This is a genomic window from Rhodococcus sp. IEGM 1318 (assembly GCF_033142465.1).
In the GTDB taxonomy this organism is placed as follows: Bacteria; Actinomycetota; Actinomycetes; order Mycobacteriales; family Mycobacteriaceae; genus Rhodococcus_F; species Rhodococcus_F qingshengii_B.
This window is the reverse complement of the sequence record NZ_JAWLSC010000003.1, coordinates 138,063-156,458: the sequence shown is the minus strand read 5'-3', so window position 1 is coordinate 156,458 and position 18,396 is coordinate 138,063. Positions and strand designations below refer to the sequence as shown.

The following is an 18,396-nucleotide window of genomic DNA, read 5'->3' as shown; positions in this document are numbered from 1 at the left end:
ACGAAGGTGTTATGGAAAGCGTCGCCCCGCAGATAACCGTCGTTGTACCTACATACAACGAGCGTGAGAACCTGCCAAAGCTCGTCGATCGCCTCGCCGCGTTGAAGATCCCGAACCTGCACGTCCTCGTGGTGGACGACAACTCCCCCGACGGTACGGGCGAGGTTGCCGACAAGTTGGGTATCGATGGTCCCATTCCGGTCGGAGTGCTTCACCGCACGGTCAAGGACGGACTCGGCCGTGCTTACGTCGCGGGCATGAGCCGGGCTCTGGCGGAGAACGCAGACATCGTCATTCAGATGGACGCGGATCTCTCGCATCCGTCCGAAGCGATCCCCGCCATGATCGAGATCCTCACCACTACCGATGCGGCAGTCGTTCTCGGCTCCCGCTACGTCGAAGGCGGCGCAGTCGCCGGCGACTGGCCGTGGCACCGCAAGGCTTTGTCCGCCTGGGCGAACTTCTACGTCAACGCCATTCTGCGACTGCACGTCAAGGATGCGACCGCCGGCTTCAAGGCGTGGCATGCAAAGACCTTGCGCGACATCGACGTCGAATCGGTGCAGAGCAACGGCTACGCATTCCAGGTCGAGATGAACTACCGAGTTGTTCAGCGCGGCATGAAGATCGCCGAAACACCCATCCGCTTCGAGGAGCGCACCGAAGGCGTCTCCAAGATGAGTCTCTCGGTTCAGTTGGAGTCTGCTCTGGTGCCGTGGAAGCTCAAGTTCGGCAAGAAGTCTCTGTGACCTTGGCGGCCGATCGAAAGTAGTCGGCCGTCTGCGTGTCCGACGGGTAGAACGACTCAATCGCGATCTCTGCGAGCGTGACGTCGCGCGGCGTACCGAACACTGTGGTGGTGCTGAACATCGCCAGTTCGGTATCGCCGGCGCGTACACGCAACGGAACCAGCAGGGAATTTGTGTGGTCGTCGTCGTGCCAGTCTCCGCCGCTCGGATAGGCGCGCAGCTCGTCGAGCAACGACGACAACTGCGCATCCGCACTGACCTCCACTTCCCGAGCCAGCCTGGCAAGCAGGTGGGTCCGCCACTGCGCGAGGTTCACGATCCGCGGCGCCATGCCCTCGGGATGCAAGCTCAAACGCAATACGTTCACCGGTGGTTCCAGGAGGAATTCAGCGGCCCCCTCGGTCAGGATTCTCACTGCCTGGTTCCCGGCGATCATCTCCCATTGCTGATCGACCACCACGGCCGGATAAGGGTCATGCGCGTCGATGATGCGATCGATGGCCTCGCTCACCGCTGACATTGGCGCTTCCGCCAACGACTTTTGCGAGTACTCCGGTGAGTGGCCACTTGCCAGCAGAAGTGTGTTCTGTTGTCGTAGAGGAACATCCAGACACTCGGACAGGTGAAGGATCATGTCCCGGCTGGGTTTGGAGCGGCCGGTTTCGATGAAGCTCAGGTGCCTGGTCGACACTCCTGCCGCTACCGAGAGACCCAACTGAGTGAGCCTTCGCCGCTCCCGCCACCGCTTGAGTTCGGTGCCCACGTCCATCGTCTCGAAGGTCATTCCCCCAAGGTAGCGACCCGAGGTAGCCGAGGCCATGACCTCACAGGTAATCGACCCGGAGCAGATTCGGCACAACAGTGATATCAGCCGGCGAGAACGCCGGGTACTGATCAAGGGAGCTACCATGAGCGACTTCGACGCCATTGCCGATGCCTACATCGACATGTGGAACGAAACAGATACCAACGCCCGCAAGGCGCGGATCGAGCAACTGTTCGCACCAGCGGGTCGCTACACCGATCCGCTCGCGGACGTCACCGGACACGATCAGATCGACGCGATGATCAACGCTGTGCAGCATCAGTTTCCGGGCATGCGATTCACTCTCGTCGGACCGGTGGACGCGCACCACCGACAGGCTCGATTCGGTTGGGCTCTCGGCCCGGCGGGGGCCGAGTCACTGATCGACGGGTTCGACGTACTCGAACGCGACGACGACGGCCGGGTGACGCTTGTCCTCGGGTTCCTCGACAAGGTGCCTTCGGCTTGAAGTGGCCTTCCACCGACAGCGTTCGACACGAAGGCTGTCGGTGGTTCGTGCCATCATCGGTGCCGATGAACGCCGACGGATTTACCTGGTCCACACCGATTCCCGAGTCCGAGGGTGCTGAGTACGATGCTCACACGCTGACCGTCAACGGCCTTCCCACCGTCTATCGAACCGCCAAGACGACGCCGACCAAACTGGGCCAGTTCGTCACGCTGTGGCGCCGTTCCGACGCCGGGCCCATCCGCCCCTTCGACACCAGCGACGGCGCCATGCTGTTCGTGGTGAAGGTCTACGACGAAGAGCATGTGGGGCACTTCGTCTTTCCCATCGAGACCCTCGTCGAACACGACATCGTGTCGACGAACTTCTCAGGCGGTAAGCGCGCTATCCGGGTCTATGCGCCCTGGGTTACGCCGACCAGTGTGCAAGCAGTCAGAACTCAGCGCTGGCAGATCCGGCATTTCGGCGAGTTCCCTGATGTACTCAGCTCAGCTGCTGTTCAGCTCACCTGCGGTTCAGCTCACCTGATACGTCGCGATGATGACGCCTGTTGTCGTAGGGACGCTGTCGGTGAGGGTGAACTGAGCGAGCGCAGCTCCGTCGGGGAACAATCTGCGCCCGGTTCCGAGAACCAGCGGATGAATGAGCAGAGTGTAGGTGTCGACGAGACGCCGTTCGGCCAATGACGTGATCAACTCGCCGCTGCCCAGAATCACCAGATCCGGACCCTCGCTTTCCTTGAGCGCGGCTACGGCATCGGCAGCATCACCTTTCAACAAGGTCGAGTTCTTCCACGGGAGCGGCTCGCCCAAAGTTCTTGAAGCTACGTACTTCTGCGTGTTGTCAAGCACCTCGGTAAACGGATTGTCGGTCTGAAACGGCCAGTACGAGGCGAAGTTCTCGTAGGTTCTGCGCCCGAAGAGTAACTCGGATTTTTTCGCCATCCCCTCCCCCATCTTCTGCGCCATGATGGAATCGTTGAAGGGTGCCGCCCACCCACCGTGCTCGAATCCGCCACGACGGTCTTCGTCCGGCCCACCAGGTGCCTGCATGACACCGTCGAGAGTCACGCTGTTGGTCACGCTGAGTTTTCTCATAACTTCGATCCTGCGCCTGAAGGACCATCAGGGAAAGAGAAAACGGGCGGTCCTTCTCGAATGAGAAGAACCACCCGTCAGCTTCGAACGAGAATCAGGAACCGATCAGCCGTGCGGCCAGGTAGCTTTCCACCTGATCGAGGGCGACGCGTTCCTGCGCCATGGAGTCACGCTCACGCACCGTGACGGCCTGATCTTCGAGGGTGTCGAAGTCGACCGTGATGCAGAACGGCGTGCCGATCTCGTCCTGGCGACGGTAACGACGACCGATGGCGCCGGCGTCGTCGAACTCGACGTTCCAGTTCTGACGCAGCTGCGCTGCAAGATCTTTCGCCTTGGGGGTCAGGTCCGCGTTACGCGAGAGCGGCAGAACGGCAGCCTTCACCGGAGCGAGTCGACGATCCAGGCGGAGCACCGTGCGCTTGTCGACGCCGCCCTTGGAGTTGGGCGCCTCGTCCTCGGTGTAGGCGTCGACCAGGAAGGCCATCAGCGAACGCGTGAGACCGGCCGCCGGCTCGATGACGTACGGCGTGTAACGCTCGCCCGTCGTCTGGTCGTAGTAGTTCAGCTCGGTGCCCGAGTGCTTGGAGTGCGTCGAGAGATCGAAGTCGGTACGGTTCGCGATGCCCTCGAGCTCGCCCCATTCGCTGCCCTGGAAGTGGAAGCGGTACTCGATGTCGGTCGTGCCCTTCGAGTAGTGCGAAAGCTTTTCCGGCGCATGCTCGTAGAGACGCAGGTTGTCCTTGTTGATGCCGAGGCCGGTGTACCAGTCCAGGCGGTAGTCGATCCAGTACTGATGCCACTGCTCGTCTTCGCCCGGCTTGACGAAGAATTCCATCTCCATCTGCTCGAACTCGCGGGTGCGGAAGATGAAGTTGCCGGGGGTGATCTCGTTGCGGAAGCTCTTGCCGATCTGGCCGATGCCGAACGGCGGCTTCTTACGCGAGGTGGTCAGTACGTTGGCGAAGTTCACGAAGATGCCCTGCGCGGTCTCTGGGCGAAGGTAGTGCATGCCCTCTTCGCTCTCGACGGGGCCGAGGTAGGTCTTGAGCATCATGTTGAAGTCGCGCGGCTCGGTCCACTGGCCGACGGTGCCACAATCGGGGCAACCGATGAGGTCCATCGTGACGTCGTCCGGGTTGTCGAGCTTCTTCTTCTCCGCGTACGCCTCCTGCAGGTGATCCTGACGGTGACGCTTGTGACAGTTGAGGCACTCGACGAGCGGGTCGTTGAAGACACCGACGTGACCGGATGCGACCCACACCTCGCGGGGCAGAATCACCGAGGAGTCGAGGCCGACGACGTCCTCGCGGCTGGTGACCATGTTGCGCCACCACTGGCGCTTGATGTTCTCCTTGAGCTCGACACCCAACGGGCCGTAGTCCCACGCGGACTTGGTACCGCCGTAGATCTCACCGCACGGGTAGACCAGGCCTCGCCGCTTGGCGAGATTGACAACGGCTTCGATCTTGGACTTGGGTGCCACTCGATTGCTCTCCATCTGGGTAATAGATGCATGATTTTCGTGCGCTTTTCGCACCATCAGCCTATCTGGCGGCTGCCACGCACTTCCGTCCAAGGTTGACATGCATACTTGTGCATATCAAAATGAAAGTGATTTGCAATAATGTGGTGAGATGGCTATGCCCGGACATCATGATCTACCCCTCGAAGGAGCCTCGCTGTGAGCATTGCGGATACCGGCGATCTCCACAAAAGCCATGATCATTCCGACCTCGGACACACGCACGACCCGTTCGAAGCCGCACCTCCCGCGCCCGTGCCACCCAAGGAGACCTTGGCGGCCGCCGGCGAAATTCTGCGGGCACTGGCTGCACCCGTCCGGATCGCGATCGTGCTTCAACTGCACGAGTCGGAGCGTTGCGTTCACGAACTCGTCGGCGCTCTCGGTGTCACTCAGCCACTCATCAGCCAGCATCTGCGCGTTCTCAAAGCAGCGGGCGTCGTCCGCGGCGAACGCAACGGACGAGAAGTTCTCTATCGACTCGTCGACGATCACCTCGCACACATCGTCGTCGACGCTGTCGCCCACGCCGAAGAAGGATGAGATTCCACCGCATGAACACTCCGGGCAGTACGACCTCGAAACGTGGACCGGCCACCGTCGGCGTTCGTTCCACAAAGCAGCGCAGCGCCATCTCCGCCTTGCTCGACGACATCGACGAATTCAAGTCGGCACAGGAACTGCACGACGAACTGCGCAAGCGCGGTGAGGGCATCGGCTTGACCACCGTCTACCGCACGCTGCAGGCACTGTCCGACGCCGGAACCATCGACGTTCTGCGCACCGACACGGGCGAGTCCGTTTACCGTCGGTGCTCCTCCGGCCACCATCATCACCTGGTATGCCGCAACTGCGGATTCACCGTCGAGGTCGAGGGCCCGACGGTCGAGCAGTGGTCACAGACCATCGCCGAGGACAACGGTTTCACCGAAGTGAGTCACACTGTCGAGATCTTCGGCACCTGCCGCGACTGCGCGGCCAGCTGAGTGCGTCAGGGAATCAAACCCTGACGGGCGGTATCGGCACCGGTGAGCGCGAGTAGCAACATCGTGGTCAGTGCCTCGTCGTCCAGTCCGGCGGCAGGGAACGTGTATCGCAGGATGACGTCCGCCAGACTGCCGTGGCCGAACACCGCGATGGAGCCGAATTGGATGGTGCGATTCCGCTCGGCCACCTTGCGATGCAGTGCCGCGCTGACCGGTCGGTCCCATGCGAGAACACACGTCATGGACAGCACGTCCAGACCCTCGGACAGATTCATCGCCTGGATCGAACACAGCGCGCCGGAGTACTGGAAACCCAGTGATCCGTCGGCAGCCACATCGACCGTCACGAAATGCGCCAGCGAGGCAGCCGCACGTTCTTGTAGGTGGGCTGCTTCGTCGGTGGTGTCGGTCATGTTCTCCCCTGTCATTTGACGCCACCGAATCTACGGTCGCGTGAGGCGAATTCGACGCACGCGGCCCACAGGTCGCGGCGATCGAAATCGGGAAACAGCTTCTCCTGGTACACCATTTCGGCGTAGGCGGATTGCCAGATCAAGAAATTGGACGTCCGCTGTTCTCCCGACGGACGCAGGAACAGATCGACGTCGGGCATGTCGGGTTCGTCGAGGTACTTGGCCACCGTCGCCTCGGTGATCTTGTCCGGATTGATCTCACCGGCGGCGACACGCTTCGCGATTTCCTTTACCGCATCGGCAATTTCGGCCCGGCCGCCGTAATTCACACACATGGTCAAGTTCATGACGGTGTTGTTCTTGGTCAGTTCTTCGGCGATCTCGAGTTCCTTGATGACACTCGCCCACAGGCGCGGTTTACGACCGGCCCACCGAACACGCACACCCATTTCGTTCATTTCGTCGCGTCGGCGACGGATGACGTCACGGTTGAAGCCCATCAGGAATCGAACCTCGTCGGGACTGCGCTTCCAGTTCTCGGTGGAGAAGGCGTAGGCGGAGAGCCACTCGACGCCCATCTCGATGCAACCGCACACCGTGTCCATCAGGACAGCTTCGCCGCGTTCGTGCCCGGCGGTTCGCGGCAAACCTCGCTCCTGAGCCCACCGACCGTTGCCGTCCATCACCAACGCGACGTGGCGCGGGATGAGTTCGGTTTGCAGGATCGGCGGGGTCGCCCCGGACGGATGTGGGTCCGGTGGCCGGATCACCCGATCAGCAGCAGAATCAAGCGGAGTTCGCGGTTCGCGTCGTCGAATCACGGGTTCCATCCTGCCTCACGGGCAAGTCGACCTCGACGGCTGCATGCGGCCTCGAACGCTCGATCAGCGGCAACGTCCGCAATTGGCGTTCGAGATGCCACTGCAAGTGTGCCGCGACCAGTCCGCTGGCTTGCGTCCGCAGAGTCGCGGGCGCCGAGTCGGTACCCTCCCACTCCCCTCGGAGCAGCGCTTCCATCAAGTCGAGCACTCCGGGCGACGGCGTCGCAGCACCCGCCGGGCGGCAATAGGTACACACGGCTCCACCTGCGGCGACGTGAAATGCCCGGTGCGGTCCGGGAGCGCTGCAGCGCGCACACTCTTCGAGGGCAGGTGCCCAACCCGCATAGCCCATGGCCCGCAACAAGAAAGCGTCGAGCACGAACTCGACCGGTCGTGCCTGCTCGGCGATCGCGCGCAGTGCGCCCACCGTCAATCGTTGAAGTTGTGGGGCGGGCGCGCGTTCCTCACCGGCCAACCGCTCGGCAGTTTCGAGTACCGCACACGCCGTCGTGTACCGGCTGTAGTCGTCGACGATGTCGGTGGCGAACGCATCCACGGTCTGCACCTGGGTGATGATGTCGAGATTCTTGCCCGGGAGAAGCTGTACGTCGATGTGAGCAAACGGTTCGAGTCTGGCGCCGAATTTGGAGGTTGTTCGGCGGACACCTTTGGCCACGGCACGCACCAACCCGAACTGACGAGTGAGCAACGTGACGATGTGGTCGGCTTCGCCAAGTTTGTGCAGGCGCAGCACCACAGCCGTGTCTCGATACAACCTCACTCGACCAGTGTCCCACGTTGTGCCGACGAGAATGCGCGATGCCGCGCCCGATCCCGAGCCGGGTGGTGTCCGGATAGACTGACCCGATGCCGAGCGACGCAATTGCGCAACCTGCCACTGCGGAGTTGACCGGTCGCGAAGCTCGGTGGGAGCGGCACAACTCCGAGCGTCAGAAACGGATACTCACCTCGGCTGTCGAACTGATCGAAGAGCGGGCAACAGGTGCCGAGGTGTCCGTTCAGCAGATCGCCGACCGGGCCGGTCTCGCCAAGTCGGTGGTGTACCGGCAATTCAGCGGCCGGGACGACCTCGATCGACGAGTCCGAGCGTTTGTGCTCGGCCAATTTGCAGCTGCCCTGGATGCGTCGATGAGCATTTCGGTCGGCACTCTCGACGAGATCCTGTCCCGTACCATCAGCGCCGTCGCCGAGTGGATCACCGAGCATCCTCGTATTCACGAGTTCATGGGTACCGGCCCCACCGACTACGACGACGAGAGCATCGACGCGATCAGCAGACTGAAGGCGACAATCGCCGACTCGGCCCGCGCAATCATCACCGAAGTCGGCCGATCCGTGGGGATCGATTCGTCGCCCTTCGATTCACTACCGTTCGCAGTGGTGACGATGGTCGAGGGCACGCTCACTCACTGGGTCCGAAGCACTGATCCGAAACCGAGCCGCGCAGAGATCGTCGCCGACCTCGCGAAATACACCTGGTACATGTTCGACGGCGTTGCCCGCTCGAGCGGGCTCACGATCGATCCCCACGTCGAATTGTCCACGCTGATCGCTGAACTGGTGTCGTCCGACGGCCAGTCCTCGCTGTCTGACTAGATCCGGGCCGCCCGACTAGATCCGTGTTTTGTCGGAGCGCTTCGGCTCGCCGCGATAGCGTGCGTAGTCGCCGTCGATGCCCAGCTTTCGCCACACCCGCTTCGACACCGGGTTCATCAGACCGAGTTCGTCTGCCAGGGCCCGCATTTCACCGAAGTAGTTACCCAGAATTCGGCGCGAATGCGGGCTGCCCCAGAAGGCACTGGTCATCACGTCTTCGGGAATGCCGAATTCTTCGGCGAATTCCTTGGGCGGTGACATGATTTCGCCTGCGAGCCAACGCATCGCGCCGGGGAAGGCAACCGACGTCATTGCCCGACTGGTGCGACTGAGCCTGGGGACGTGATTGCGCAGGAACTCGTGCGCAAACGAAATATGTCTCGCTTCTTCGGCGATGTGAATCTCCATGGTGCGGAGCATCGCCGGCGGGGTGTCCTTACCTTCGCGGATCAAGTCCTTCTGGAAGTGGTCGATCGGTTCTTCTCCGGCAAGAATGCCGATGAAGAAGATGACCGGGAACTTGGCACCCAGCACTCCGATGATGGGCGAGAGGCGCCGGAACATCGGACGCATACCCGGCACATCGATATCCATACGATTGACGAGTTCCTGGAACATCTGGATGTGATTGCACTCTTCGGTCATCTCGTGCAGGCAGTACCGGAACTCGGGCGACTGGTTGGGAAGCGCCATGATGTACTGCAGCATTCCCCGGATCAAGATGCTCTCGAACGCCGAACCCACCTTGGTCACGTTGGCCTGACGCCACATTCCCATCGCGATTCGACGTTCCAGGGACTGCTCCTGGTACCACTGCGTCGCTCCGAGGGGATCCGAGACCGACGAGAGCACCCACCTCGGATCGTGTGGATCGATCGCGAACTCTGGTGAATCCCAGTCGATGTCGAGATAGGGATCAAAACTGCGGGCCACTGAACCCTCGGACAAAGTCTGCAGTACCTCGTGGTACGGCATTTCCACTTCGATCGACGCTGACCGAGCCATCGGTGTCTCCTCACGGCCAGTCCGCCGATTGCAGTCGACGGACTTGAATGAGGTCAAACATAATGGGACGCCGCGTCCCACGCAACCCCTTCGGTGGCCTGATTTCAGGCCCGACGGAGCGGAATGATCTCGCGAACCTTCTCATCTCGGAGATACAGTCCGGCCCACATGACGATTCCGGTGTAGACGGCAAACAATGTGGTGCTCACCAGAGGCTGTTCAGCTCGAAGGTTGGTCAACACAGCACCACCGAGGTAACCGGTGAGCAGAATCGCGCCAAGCACGGCGGTTCGCGGAATCACGTACAGCGCAAGGCAGATCAACTGCACAACCCCGGCTGTCAGGGCGAGAGAGTCCGGCAGTCCCAGTTCGGCCGAGGCATCCTTGACCGTCTGCAGATTGAGGATGTGGATGATGCCGTCGAAGAGCATGAAAAGAACGAACAGACCACTCAGGACGTATCCGAGCTTGCGCGCGGTCCCCGAAGGTGCCGTTCGTGTTGCATTACCCGAAAGGGTGTCGTGGTGGGCAGGCTGGGTGGTCATCGGAATCTCCCTGGGCGAAGGCGAGCGGCCGGTTGCCACTTCGCTTGCAATAACGACTCCCCAGCGATCGAAAACTCATCGCGCCGACAACTACTACGCACCCGCGTTCAGGAAGATCCACCTCTCGTGGTCTGATGGACGGTGACACGGGGTGCCGAAAAAGTCGGCTGAGATCAGACCCGATGAACCTGACCAGTTAGCACTGGCGGAGGGATGTCGACATGACCGAACAGCAATTTCAGCGCGCTCTCGAACTGAACGAGCAGATCGTCCTGATCACCGGTGGCGCCCGCGGGCTCGGAGCCGCACTGAGTCGAGCATTCTCCCGCTCAGGCGCCCGGGTGATCGTGAACTACAGCAAGAGCCGTGATGCCGCCGAGGCCCTGGTCGCCGAACTAGGCGAGGATCGCACCTTCGCAGTCCAGGCAGACGTGACGGACCGCAGCTACGTCGATCAATTGTTCGCCGCTGCACTCGAGCGATTCGACGCACCGATCTCGACCGTGGTCGACAATGCACTCGTCGACTTCTCGTTCAACGGTGACGCCCGGCCGAATGCGGACACGATCACCTGGGCCGACTTCGACTCACAACTACGCGGAGCTGTCGCCGGGACCCTCAACACCACCCAGGCAGCACTCCCCGGCATGCGAGAACTCGGGTTCGGCCGAATCATCACTGTCGGAACCAATCTGGTCCAGAATCCGGTCGTTCCGTACCACGACTACACCGCAGCCAAAGCCGCACTGTTGGCACTGACGCGGACATTGTCCGCCGACCTCGGTCCGGACGGGATCACCGTCAACATGGTCTCCGGCGGCTTGCTCCGCACCACGGACGCGAGTGCCGCGACGCCGGAAGCGGTGTTCGACATGATCGCTGCAAGCACTCCCCTGCGCCGGGTCACGACACCGGACGAATTTGCCGACGCCGCACTGTTCTTCGCCTCGCCCTGGTCGCGGGCCGTGACCGGCCAGAACCTGGTTGTCGACGGCGGACTCGTCAAGAACTGATGGGTGCACAGCTACGGATAGGTGTGTTTCTTCTCGGGTGCGGACATCACAGTGCAGCGTGGCGTCATCGTGATTCACCGGTCGAAAGGCTCGGCGACATCGCGTATTACGAGTCGCTCGCCCAGATCGCCGAACGCGGCAAGTTGGACGCCGTCTTCTTCGCGGACGGTCACAGTGTTCGCGAACCCGAATCGGGCGCATCGTGGTTTCTGGAGCCGATCACCGCATTGACTGCCATGGCCCGCGCGACGGCGAATGTCGGCCTGGTCACCACCATCTCCACGACCTTCTACACGCCGTTTCACGCGGCACGACTGTTGGCATCGCTCGACCACATCAGCGGCGGACGGGCCGGGTGGAACGTCGTGACCTCGATGTTCGACCAGGAGGCGCGCAACCACGGACTCGAGGCGATGCCCGATCATGCATCCCGATACGAACGAGCCGACGAATTTGTCGAAGTGGCCCTCGCATTGTGGGATTCATGGTCGGAAGACGCGCTGATTCTCGACCGGTCGGGGCGTTTTGCCGACGCAAACAGGATTTCTCGAATCGATCACGACGGCAAACATTTTCGGGTGGACGGGCCGTTGACGGTTCCGCGCTCCCCGCAAGGCCGGCCGGTGTTGTTCCAGGCCGGGGCGTCTGAGCAGGGCCGCGATCTGGCGGCGCGCCGCGCCGAGGCAATCTATTCGGTTGCCTACGACTTACCCAGCGCACAGACCTACTACGCGGACGTGAAATCGAGAATCGAGCGAGCCGGCCGGGATTCGAGTTCGGTCGCCGTGATGCCGGGACTGGTCACCTACGTCGGCAGCACCGTCGCCGAGGCCAGGGCGAAGAAGGCCGAACTCGATCTCCTGCTGCCCACCGAACAGTCGATACGCCAACTCTCGTTGTTCACCGGACAGGATTGCGAGAACTGGGATCTCGACGGGCCCGTGCCCCCGTTGCTTCCACTCGAAGCGTTCACCGGGCCGCAGGGACGCTACGCCACTATTTTGCGGATCGTCGAGAAGGACGCACCGACTGTGCGGGAACTCCTCGGGACGCTCGCTGCGGGTGGTGGTCACGCAACGATGATCGGAACACCGGAGTCGATTGCCGACGAGATGGGATCCTGGTTGAACGGCCGCGGTGCCGACGGTTTCAATCTGATGCCGCCGACCTATCCGCAGGGTCTGGAAGATTTTGTCGATCACGTGATTCCGGTACTGCAGGCGCGTGGGTTGTTCCGTCGCGAATACGAGGGAGCGACTCTGCGAGAAAACCTCACCTAGTCCGGCAGTAGCGGCACCGACAGGTCCGGATCGCGTCCCAGGAGCACTCCCCTCGTGAGGGCCGCGGAGCCGAACTTCTTCCGAACACTGTCCATTGCCGAGTCGAGGGCGGCAGTGTCCGGACCCGCGAATCCTGGACCGTCGAAGGGCAATTCGAGTTGTTCGGCGCCGTCCCGATCCAGGTTGGAGACAGCGACACCGATCAACGTGATGCCCTTGTCCGCGATCATCGGTATCGCTTCGTCCAGCAGCACCATCGAGGCGTTCAGCAATTCCGCTGTGTCGGCGGTGGACCGGCGCAGCGTGTGAGATCGAGTTGCCCGGGTGAAATCCGCGAAGCGGAGCCGGAGCGTGACCGTGCGCCCCGTCCGCTGCGCCGAACGCATGCGTCGACTGACACGGTCGACAAGGGACATCAACGACGCATCGAGTTCTGCGCGGGGATGGGATCCGCGACCCAGCGCATGCTGAGCACCCATCGAACTGCGGCCACGATAGGCGCGGACGGGGCGTGGATCTCGGTTATGCGAGAGCGCGTAGAGATGGCGACCGGCGCCACCCCCGAGAATCGAGACGATCGAGGATTCGTCGTGCCGAGCGATGTCGCCCACCGTCACGATGTCGAAGTTTCGCAGCTTCTGGGCCGTGATCTTGCCGACGCCCCACAGCTTCTCGACCGGCAAGGGATGCAGGAACTCGGTCTCGCCCTCCGGCGGCACTCGCAGCAATCCGTCGGGTTTCGCGAATGCACTGGCGACCTTGGCCAGGAACTTGGTGCGTGCGATTCCGACCGTGATCGGTAGTCCGACCTGCTCGGCCACGTCGCGTCTGAGGTTGGCTCCGATCTGCAGCGGATTGCCCACGATCTTGGCGAGCCCGCCGACCTCGAGAAAGGCCTCGTCTATGGAGATTCCTTCGACCAGCGGCGACGTGTCGTGAAAGACGTCGAACACGTCTTTGCTCGCCTGCGAGTACGCCGACATTCGCGGAGGGACGACTATCGCCTGAGGACACAGTGATCGAGCCTGACCACCGCTCATGGCTGTGCGAACCCCGAACGCCTTGGCCTCGTAGCTTGCCGCCAAGACCACCCCACCACCGACGATGACCGGCCTGCCCGCCAGAGCCGGGTCGTCGCGTTGCTCGACCGATGCGTAGAACGAATCAAGGTCCGCGTGCAGGATCGTTGCGTCACCCGCAGGTCGAAGACCCCCAAAATGAGTACCGCCAGGGTGATTACCTGGCGTTTCTCGATCCAGCGGTTCATGCGACACGAACATATGTTCCCATGCGCCACCGACACTGCGGAAGGCCGACGAATAGATTCCGTGGAATTAATCACGGATCGTGGGTACGGTGAAAGAATGATTCCACGGAATGCATATCGCCTAGGAGTCTGCTCATGACGGGGTCGGACCTGAGCCGTCACTTCGACAACCTCGTCCGCTTCGAAACCGAATTGTGGACGGCCGTCGACCAGCGACTCCGAATCGAGCACGACCTGCCACTGAGTCGATTCGAGCCGATGCAGATCATCGACAGGCTAGGTTCCTGTCGGGTCTTCGACATTGCCGAAGCCCTCGCGATCACCGTCGGTGGCACGAGCAAATTGGTGGATCGGATCGAGTCCTCGGGGCACTGCCGTCGACAATCCAATCCCGCCGACAAACGATCCTCACTCATCGCGTTGACCCCCGACGGCATTGGCCTGTTGCAGCGGGCGAAGGCCACGTTCGACGACGAACTGGCACGCCGTCTCGGTTCCGTGCTGACGCCCGAGGCTCTCGATCGGTTCGGCGCCACACTGGCCACGCTGCGCGAAGCCAACCGTCGACTGACACTCATCACCAAGGAGAAAGCATGACCGACACAATGCGCGCAATCGTGATCGACGCCCCCGGACCGCCAGAAGCATTGACTATCAAAGTGATTCCGATACCGGTGCCGATTGCGGGCTGGGTACTGGTCCGGGTGAAGGCTTTCGGCCTCAATCAATCCGAACTTCACACCCGCCTCGGCCTCGCCGAAGGCGTGACGTTCCCGAGGGTGCTGGGCATCGAGGCCGTCGGCGAAGTGGTGAACTGCCCCGGCGGGGAGCTCACCGAAGGCCGGCAAGTCGCCGCCATGATGGGTGGGATGGGGAGGACGTTCGACGGCGGTTATGCCGAGTACACGTGCGTTCCCGTCAGTCAGGTCGTTCCCTTCTCGAGCGAACTGGACTGGTCGACAGTGGGCGCAGTCCCCGAGATGCTGCAGACGTCCTACGGCTCGCTGACGGTAGGACTGGACGCGAAATCCGGTCAATCCTTGTTGATCCGGGGAGGAACCTCCTCGGTCGGCATGGCAACCGCAGTCCTGGCGAAGCAGTGGGGACTCACTGTCCTTGCGACCACCCGAGATGCGAGCAAAGCGTCGTCGTTGACCGCGATCGGGGTTGACCACGTTGTTGTCGACGACGGTGCTGTGGCCGGCCAGGTTCGAGACATCCTCCCGGGCGGTGTTGATCTGGCCCTCGAATTGGTCGGAACACCAACACTTCCCGACACGTTGCGCGCGACCCGCGTTCACGGCACCGAGTGTTTCACGGGCATGCTGTCCAACGAGTGGACAGTCAAAGACTTTTATCCGATCGACTACATTCCACGCGGAGTGCGATTGACCTCGTACGGTGGGGACGCGTCCGACCTGCCTGCAGACGTACTGCAAGACTTCCTCTCCGCTGTGGCGTCAGGCGAGGCGGTGGTACCGATCGACGAGGTGTTCGCGTTCGAGGACATCGCGCGAGCACATGCCAAGATGGAAGCCGGTACGGCACGTGGCAAATTGGTAGTTGTGCTCTGACCTGGCTTCTCACACCACGAATCGATAACCCATTCCTGCCTCGGTGATCAGATGCTTGGGGTTCGCCGGGTCATCCTCGAGCTTCCGACGAAGTTGAGCCAGGTAGACACGCAAATAGTGGGTCTCGGTGTCGTACGCCGGTCCCCACACTTCCCGAAGCAATTCCTTCTGCCCGACCAGCTTTCCGCGGTTGCGCACGAGCATCTCGAGCATGCCCCACTCGGTCGGAGTCAGGTGCACCTGTTCGCCGCGCCGACTCACGGTTTTGGCAGCCAAGTCGACGGTGAACGACGCGGTCTCGACCGACGGTTCCGAGGTATCGGCCGCGGAGGTTCCCCGCCTCGCCGCAGCGCGAACGCGGGCCAGAAACTCGTCCATCCCGAAGGGCTTGGTGACATAGTCATCCGCACCGGCATCAAGAGCCTCGACCTTGTCCGCGGAATCCGTGCGCGCGGACAGAACGATGACCGGCGCCGTGCACCAGCCACGCAGGCCGGCAAGCACTTCGGTGCCGTCCATGTCCGGCAGTCCGAGATCGAGAACCACGACGTCCGGCGGACGCTCGGCAGCAGCCCGCAGTGCGCCGGCGCCGGTCGACGCCGTCACTACCTCGTACCCGCGCACCGAAAGATTAATACGCAGAGCCCGCAAAATCTGCGGTTCGTCGTCCACTACCAGGATTCGACTCATGATCCATTTCCATTCGTACCGGCCGCAGCAAATTCCACGATCATCGTCAATCCCCCACCGGGTGTGTCTGTGGCGCTGACCGTTCCGCCCATTGCGTCGACGAATCCGCGCACCACGGAAAGCCCGAGCCCCACTCCGCCGGTGTTGTCACGATCCCCCATCCGTTGGAACGGTTGGAACATCGTTTCGGCCTCACCACGCGGAACACCCGGGCCGGTGTCGGCAACACTGATCACCACACGATCACCGAGTTGCGCTGCCCCGACTCGCACCGGGGTTTCTCCCCCGTACCGCAGAGCGTTGTCGACAATGTTCGCGATCACACGCTCGAGCAGTCCCTGATCTGCTTGCACTGCAACGGTACCCACGTCGACGATCACGCTTCGAGCCCGAGAATCGGAGCGTCCACCGATGCCCAGACCCAGCAATGCGCGGTGAACCACCTCGTCCAGGTACACCGGCCGCAGCGTAGGTTTCACCACACCGGCGGCAAGTCGGGACGAGTCGAGCAAGTTCCCCACCAGTGCGGTCAACTGATCCGCCGACTCCTCGATGGTCGCGAGTAGTTCGGCGGTGTCCTCGGGCGAGAACTCGATGTCGTCGCTGCGCAGACTCGACACCGCCGCCTTCACTCCGGCGAGAGGCGTTCGCAGGTCGTGGCTTACCGCTGACAGCAGGGCTCGACGCAGTTGATCAGCCTCGGTGAGCGCGGCAGCCTTGCTCGCCTCGACTGTCAGTTTCTCCTGGCGGATCATCCCGACTGCTTGGTGAGCCACCACCGTCAGCACACGTCGATCCCGCGCACTCAGATCCGGCCCAGCCAGCAACAGCGCATATTCCCCGTCGTTGACCTCACAGACCGTATCGGCTTCGTCGTCCGTGTTCGGCGGCTGCGTACCCACGGCAGCGATGACTCCGTCGTCGTGATGAACGACGGAAACCCCTTGCTGGCGATAGATTTCGAGTGCCTTCGCCAGAAGTGTCGACAGGTCCGCTCCGCGGAGAACTGATCCCGCGAACAGTGTGAGCAGTTCGGCTTCCTCGGATGCGCGCTTCGCCTCTCGGGCGCGCTTTGCCGCTGCGTCGACCAGAACTGCAACTGCCACAGCCACAATCAGCAGCACGACGGTGGTAATGAAGTTGTCCGGCTCGGCGATGGTGAAGCTGTACCGCGGATCGGTGAAGAAGTAATTGAGCAGCAGCCCCGAAATCAGTGCCGACAATATCGCTGGACCGACACCGCCGAGGAGCGCAACCAGCACGACTACGACAAAGAACAATGCGTTCTCGCCGTTGACCCCGGAAATTCGGTCGACGAGCCCCATGATCGCGGCCGCGAGCGAAGGCACGACGATCGCTGCAATCCACGACAAGACACGGCGCTCCGAGCGCCCCAACACTGAAATGCGTCGTCGCGTCGTTGCTTCCTCATGCGTGACCATGTGGACGTCGATACCGCCGGACTGCTGAACCACGGCGGCGCCGATCCCCTCGTCGAGGATGCGGGCCAGCCGAGATCGCCGCGACGTTCCCAGTACCAACTGTGTGGCATTCTCCTCGCGAGCGAACTCGAGGAGCGTCGACGGTACGTCGTCACCGACAACGGTGTGTAGCGTCGCGCCGACCCCGACGGCCAATGCGCGCACCTTGCCCATCTCCGGGGCCGAGACTCCGGTGAGTCCGTCACCGCGCACGACGTGGACCACCATCAGCTCGGCGCTCGATTTCGACGCGATACGAGATGCGCGTCGCACCAGGGTTTCCGACTCAGGCCCCCCGGTAACGGCAACGACGACGCGCTCGCGCGCCTCCCAGGTGTCGGTGATCTTGTTCTCCGCCCGGTATTTCGCCAGTGCGGCGTCCACCTGGTCGGCCACCCACAGCAGCGCCAGTTCTCTCAGCGCCGTAAGGTTTCCGCGCCTGAAATAGTTACCCAGGGCCGCATCGACACGTTCCGGTGAATAAACGTTTCCGTGAGAGAGTCTGCGGCGCAGCGCTTCCGGTGTGATGTCCACCAACTCGACCTGCGCCGCACTCCGTACTATCGCGTCCGGAACCGTCTCCTGCTGCACAACGCCGGTGATGTGTGCGACAACGTCGTTGAGGCTTTCGAGGTGCTGGACGTTGACCGTGGACAGGACGTCGATCCCGGCCTCGAGCAGTTCCTGTACGTCCTGCCAACGCTTGTGATTCTTGCTTCCCGGGGTGTTGGTGTGCGCCAACTCGTCCACCAGGACCAGGGCTGGACGCCGAGCCAACACGGCCTCGACGTCCAGTTCCGGCATTCGAGTTCCGCGATAGTCCACCAGCTTGGGCGGCACGATCTCGAGGTCACCGATCTGCGCCGCAGTGCGGGCGCGGCCGTGTGTCTCCACGACGGCCGCGACCACGTCACAGCCCCGATCTCGACGCCGATGAGCTTCACCGAGCATCGCGAAGGTCTTTCCGACGCCGGGGGCAGCGCCGAGGTAGATACGCAATTCACCACGTTTGCGTGCCCTACCGAAAGATTGACCGACCTTCTCCGAAGAACTCACGTG

General features: G+C 62.2%; 20 protein-coding genes, 1 pseudogene and 1 riboswitch. Of the genes and pseudogenes, 10 read left to right on the top strand and 11 right to left on the bottom strand.

Going from position 1 to position 18,396, the window contains the following annotated elements; translation table 11 throughout:
* Window positions 1–11 precede the first annotated feature (11 nt).
* Window positions 12–749 (top strand): polyprenol monophosphomannose synthase, encoded by a 738-nt coding sequence (locus R4P65_RS08885; RefSeq protein WP_003944487.1) that lies wholly within the window; start codon window positions 12–14, stop codon window positions 747–749.
* Here R4P65_RS08885 and R4P65_RS08880 read toward each other — a convergent pair.
* On the bottom strand, window positions 724–1,533 hold the full coding sequence (locus R4P65_RS08880; protein ID WP_317826220.1) for a helix-turn-helix transcriptional regulator: 810 nt from the start codon (window positions 1,531–1,533) through the stop codon (window positions 724–726). The genes R4P65_RS08885 and R4P65_RS08880 overlap by 26 nt on opposite strands.
* Before the next feature lie 124 nt (window positions 1,534–1,657).
* Between R4P65_RS08880 and R4P65_RS08875 the strand changes: the two genes are divergently transcribed.
* Both R4P65_RS08875 and R4P65_RS08870 read left to right on the top strand, forming a co-directional pair.
* Window positions 1,658–2,023, top strand: coding sequence for a nuclear transport factor 2 family protein (locus R4P65_RS08875; RefSeq protein ID WP_317826219.1), 366 nt, complete (start codon window positions 1,658–1,660; stop codon window positions 2,021–2,023).
* A gap of 65 nt (window positions 2,024–2,088) precedes the next feature.
* A pseudogene (locus R4P65_RS08870) lies at window positions 2,089–2,430 on the top strand (MepB family protein); the annotation flags it as partial.
* Between the two features lie 108 nt (window positions 2,431–2,538).
* Here the strand turns inward: R4P65_RS08870 and R4P65_RS08865 are convergent.
* Window positions 2,539–3,120, bottom strand: coding sequence for a dihydrofolate reductase family protein (locus R4P65_RS08865; RefSeq protein ID WP_317826218.1), 582 nt, complete (start codon window positions 3,118–3,120; stop codon window positions 2,539–2,541).
* Between the two features lie 94 nt (window positions 3,121–3,214).
* Window positions 3,215–4,606, bottom strand: a complete 1,392-nt coding sequence (locus tag R4P65_RS08860; protein WP_230813860.1) for a glycine--tRNA ligase — start codon at window positions 4,604–4,606, stop codon at window positions 3,215–3,217.
* Window positions 4,607–4,804: 198 nt separating this feature from the next.
* Between R4P65_RS08860 and R4P65_RS08855 the strand changes: the two genes are divergently transcribed.
* Both R4P65_RS08855 and R4P65_RS08850 read left to right on the top strand, forming a co-directional pair.
* Window positions 4,805–5,188: an ArsR/SmtB family transcription factor gene (locus R4P65_RS08855; protein ID WP_003944457.1), complete on the top strand. Its 384-nt coding sequence runs from the start codon at window positions 4,805–4,807 to the stop codon at window positions 5,186–5,188.
* A gap of 11 nt (window positions 5,189–5,199) precedes the next feature.
* Window positions 5,200–5,631, top strand: a complete 432-nt coding sequence (locus tag R4P65_RS08850) for a Fur family transcriptional regulator (protein WP_020908177.1) — start codon at window positions 5,200–5,202, stop codon at window positions 5,629–5,631.
* Window positions 5,632–5,636: 5 nt separating this feature from the next.
* Here the strand turns inward: R4P65_RS08850 and R4P65_RS08845 are convergent, their stop codons facing one another.
* From R4P65_RS08845 to recO, 3 genes are read right to left on the bottom strand one after another with little or no spacing between them, the layout of a single operon-like run.
* Window positions 5,637–6,059, bottom strand: coding sequence for a YbjN domain-containing protein (locus tag R4P65_RS08845; protein ID WP_230813862.1), 423 nt, complete (start codon window positions 6,057–6,059; stop codon window positions 5,637–5,639).
* On the bottom strand, window positions 6,056–6,874 hold the full coding sequence (locus R4P65_RS08840) for an isoprenyl transferase (protein WP_230813864.1): 819 nt from the start codon (window positions 6,872–6,874) through the stop codon (window positions 6,056–6,058). Before R4P65_RS08840 ends, R4P65_RS08845 begins: the two co-directional genes overlap by 4 nt.
* Window positions 6,831–7,646 carry a DNA repair protein RecO gene (gene recO / locus R4P65_RS08835; RefSeq protein ID WP_029255636.1) on the bottom strand — a complete coding sequence of 272 codons (816 nt, stop codon included), beginning with the start codon at window positions 7,644–7,646 and terminating at the stop codon, window positions 6,831–6,833. The genes R4P65_RS08840 and recO overlap by 44 nt, the downstream gene beginning before the upstream one ends.
* A gap of 86 nt (window positions 7,647–7,732) precedes the next feature.
* Here recO and R4P65_RS08830 point away from each other — a divergent pair, with 86 nt between their 5' ends.
* Window positions 7,733–8,482, top strand: coding sequence for a TetR/AcrR family transcriptional regulator (locus tag R4P65_RS08830; protein WP_317826216.1), 750 nt, complete (start codon window positions 7,733–7,735; stop codon window positions 8,480–8,482).
* Window positions 8,483–8,497: 15 nt separating this feature from the next.
* Here R4P65_RS08830 and R4P65_RS08825 read toward each other — a convergent pair whose 3' ends face one another.
* Both R4P65_RS08825 and R4P65_RS08820 read right to left on the bottom strand, forming a co-directional pair.
* Window positions 8,498–9,487, bottom strand: a complete 990-nt coding sequence (locus tag R4P65_RS08825) for an AurF N-oxygenase family protein (protein WP_317826215.1) — start codon at window positions 9,485–9,487, stop codon at window positions 8,498–8,500.
* Window positions 9,488–9,591: 104 nt separating this feature from the next.
* Window positions 9,592–10,032: a DoxX family protein gene (locus R4P65_RS08820; RefSeq protein ID WP_317826214.1), complete on the bottom strand. Its 441-nt coding sequence runs from the start codon at window positions 10,030–10,032 to the stop codon at window positions 9,592–9,594.
* Window positions 10,033–10,169: 137 nt separating this feature from the next.
* Window positions 10,170–10,263: riboswitch (TPP riboswitch) on the top strand.
* Here R4P65_RS08820 and R4P65_RS08815 point away from each other — a divergent pair.
* A complete protein-coding gene (locus R4P65_RS08815) occupies window positions 10,254–11,045 on the top strand; it encodes a 3-oxoacyl-ACP reductase (protein WP_230813874.1) in 792 nt (263 codons plus the stop codon). (Overlaps the previous riboswitch by 10 nt.)
* Window positions 11,045–12,325 carry an LLM class flavin-dependent oxidoreductase gene (locus R4P65_RS08810; protein WP_317826213.1) on the top strand — a complete coding sequence of 427 codons (1,281 nt, stop codon included), beginning with the start codon at window positions 11,045–11,047 and terminating at the stop codon, window positions 12,323–12,325. The genes R4P65_RS08815 and R4P65_RS08810 overlap by 1 nt, the downstream gene beginning before the upstream one ends.
* On the opposite strand, the gene dinB is transcribed toward R4P65_RS08810, so the two are convergent.
* Window positions 12,322–13,605, bottom strand: coding sequence for a DNA polymerase IV (gene dinB, locus R4P65_RS08805; protein WP_317826212.1), 1,284 nt, complete (start codon window positions 13,603–13,605; stop codon window positions 12,322–12,324). The genes R4P65_RS08810 and dinB overlap by 4 nt on opposite strands.
* A gap of 122 nt (window positions 13,606–13,727) precedes the next feature.
* On the opposite strand from dinB, the gene R4P65_RS08800 reads away from it, so the two are divergent.
* Together R4P65_RS08800 and R4P65_RS08795 are read left to right on the top strand one after the other, a co-directional pair.
* Complete coding sequence (locus R4P65_RS08800) at window positions 13,728–14,189, top strand: MarR family winged helix-turn-helix transcriptional regulator (protein WP_317826211.1); 462 nt, start codon at window positions 13,728–13,730, stop codon at window positions 14,187–14,189.
* Window positions 14,186–15,166, top strand: a complete 981-nt coding sequence (locus R4P65_RS08795) for a zinc-binding alcohol dehydrogenase family protein (RefSeq protein WP_317826210.1) — start codon at window positions 14,186–14,188, stop codon at window positions 15,164–15,166. The genes R4P65_RS08800 and R4P65_RS08795 overlap by 4 nt, the downstream gene beginning before the upstream one ends.
* Window positions 15,167–15,175: 9 nt before the next feature.
* Here the strand turns inward: R4P65_RS08795 and R4P65_RS08790 are convergent, their stop codons facing one another.
* Together R4P65_RS08790 and R4P65_RS08785 are read right to left on the bottom strand one after the other, a co-directional pair.
* Window positions 15,176–15,856 carry a response regulator gene (locus R4P65_RS08790; protein ID WP_003944545.1) on the bottom strand — a complete coding sequence of 227 codons (681 nt, stop codon included), beginning with the start codon at window positions 15,854–15,856 and terminating at the stop codon, window positions 15,176–15,178.
* Complete coding sequence (locus tag R4P65_RS08785) at window positions 15,853–18,393, bottom strand: sensor histidine kinase KdpD (RefSeq protein WP_317826209.1); 2,541 nt, start codon at window positions 18,391–18,393, stop codon at window positions 15,853–15,855. Before R4P65_RS08785 ends, R4P65_RS08790 begins: the two co-directional genes overlap by 4 nt.
* Between the last annotated feature and the right edge of the window lie 3 nt (window positions 18,394–18,396).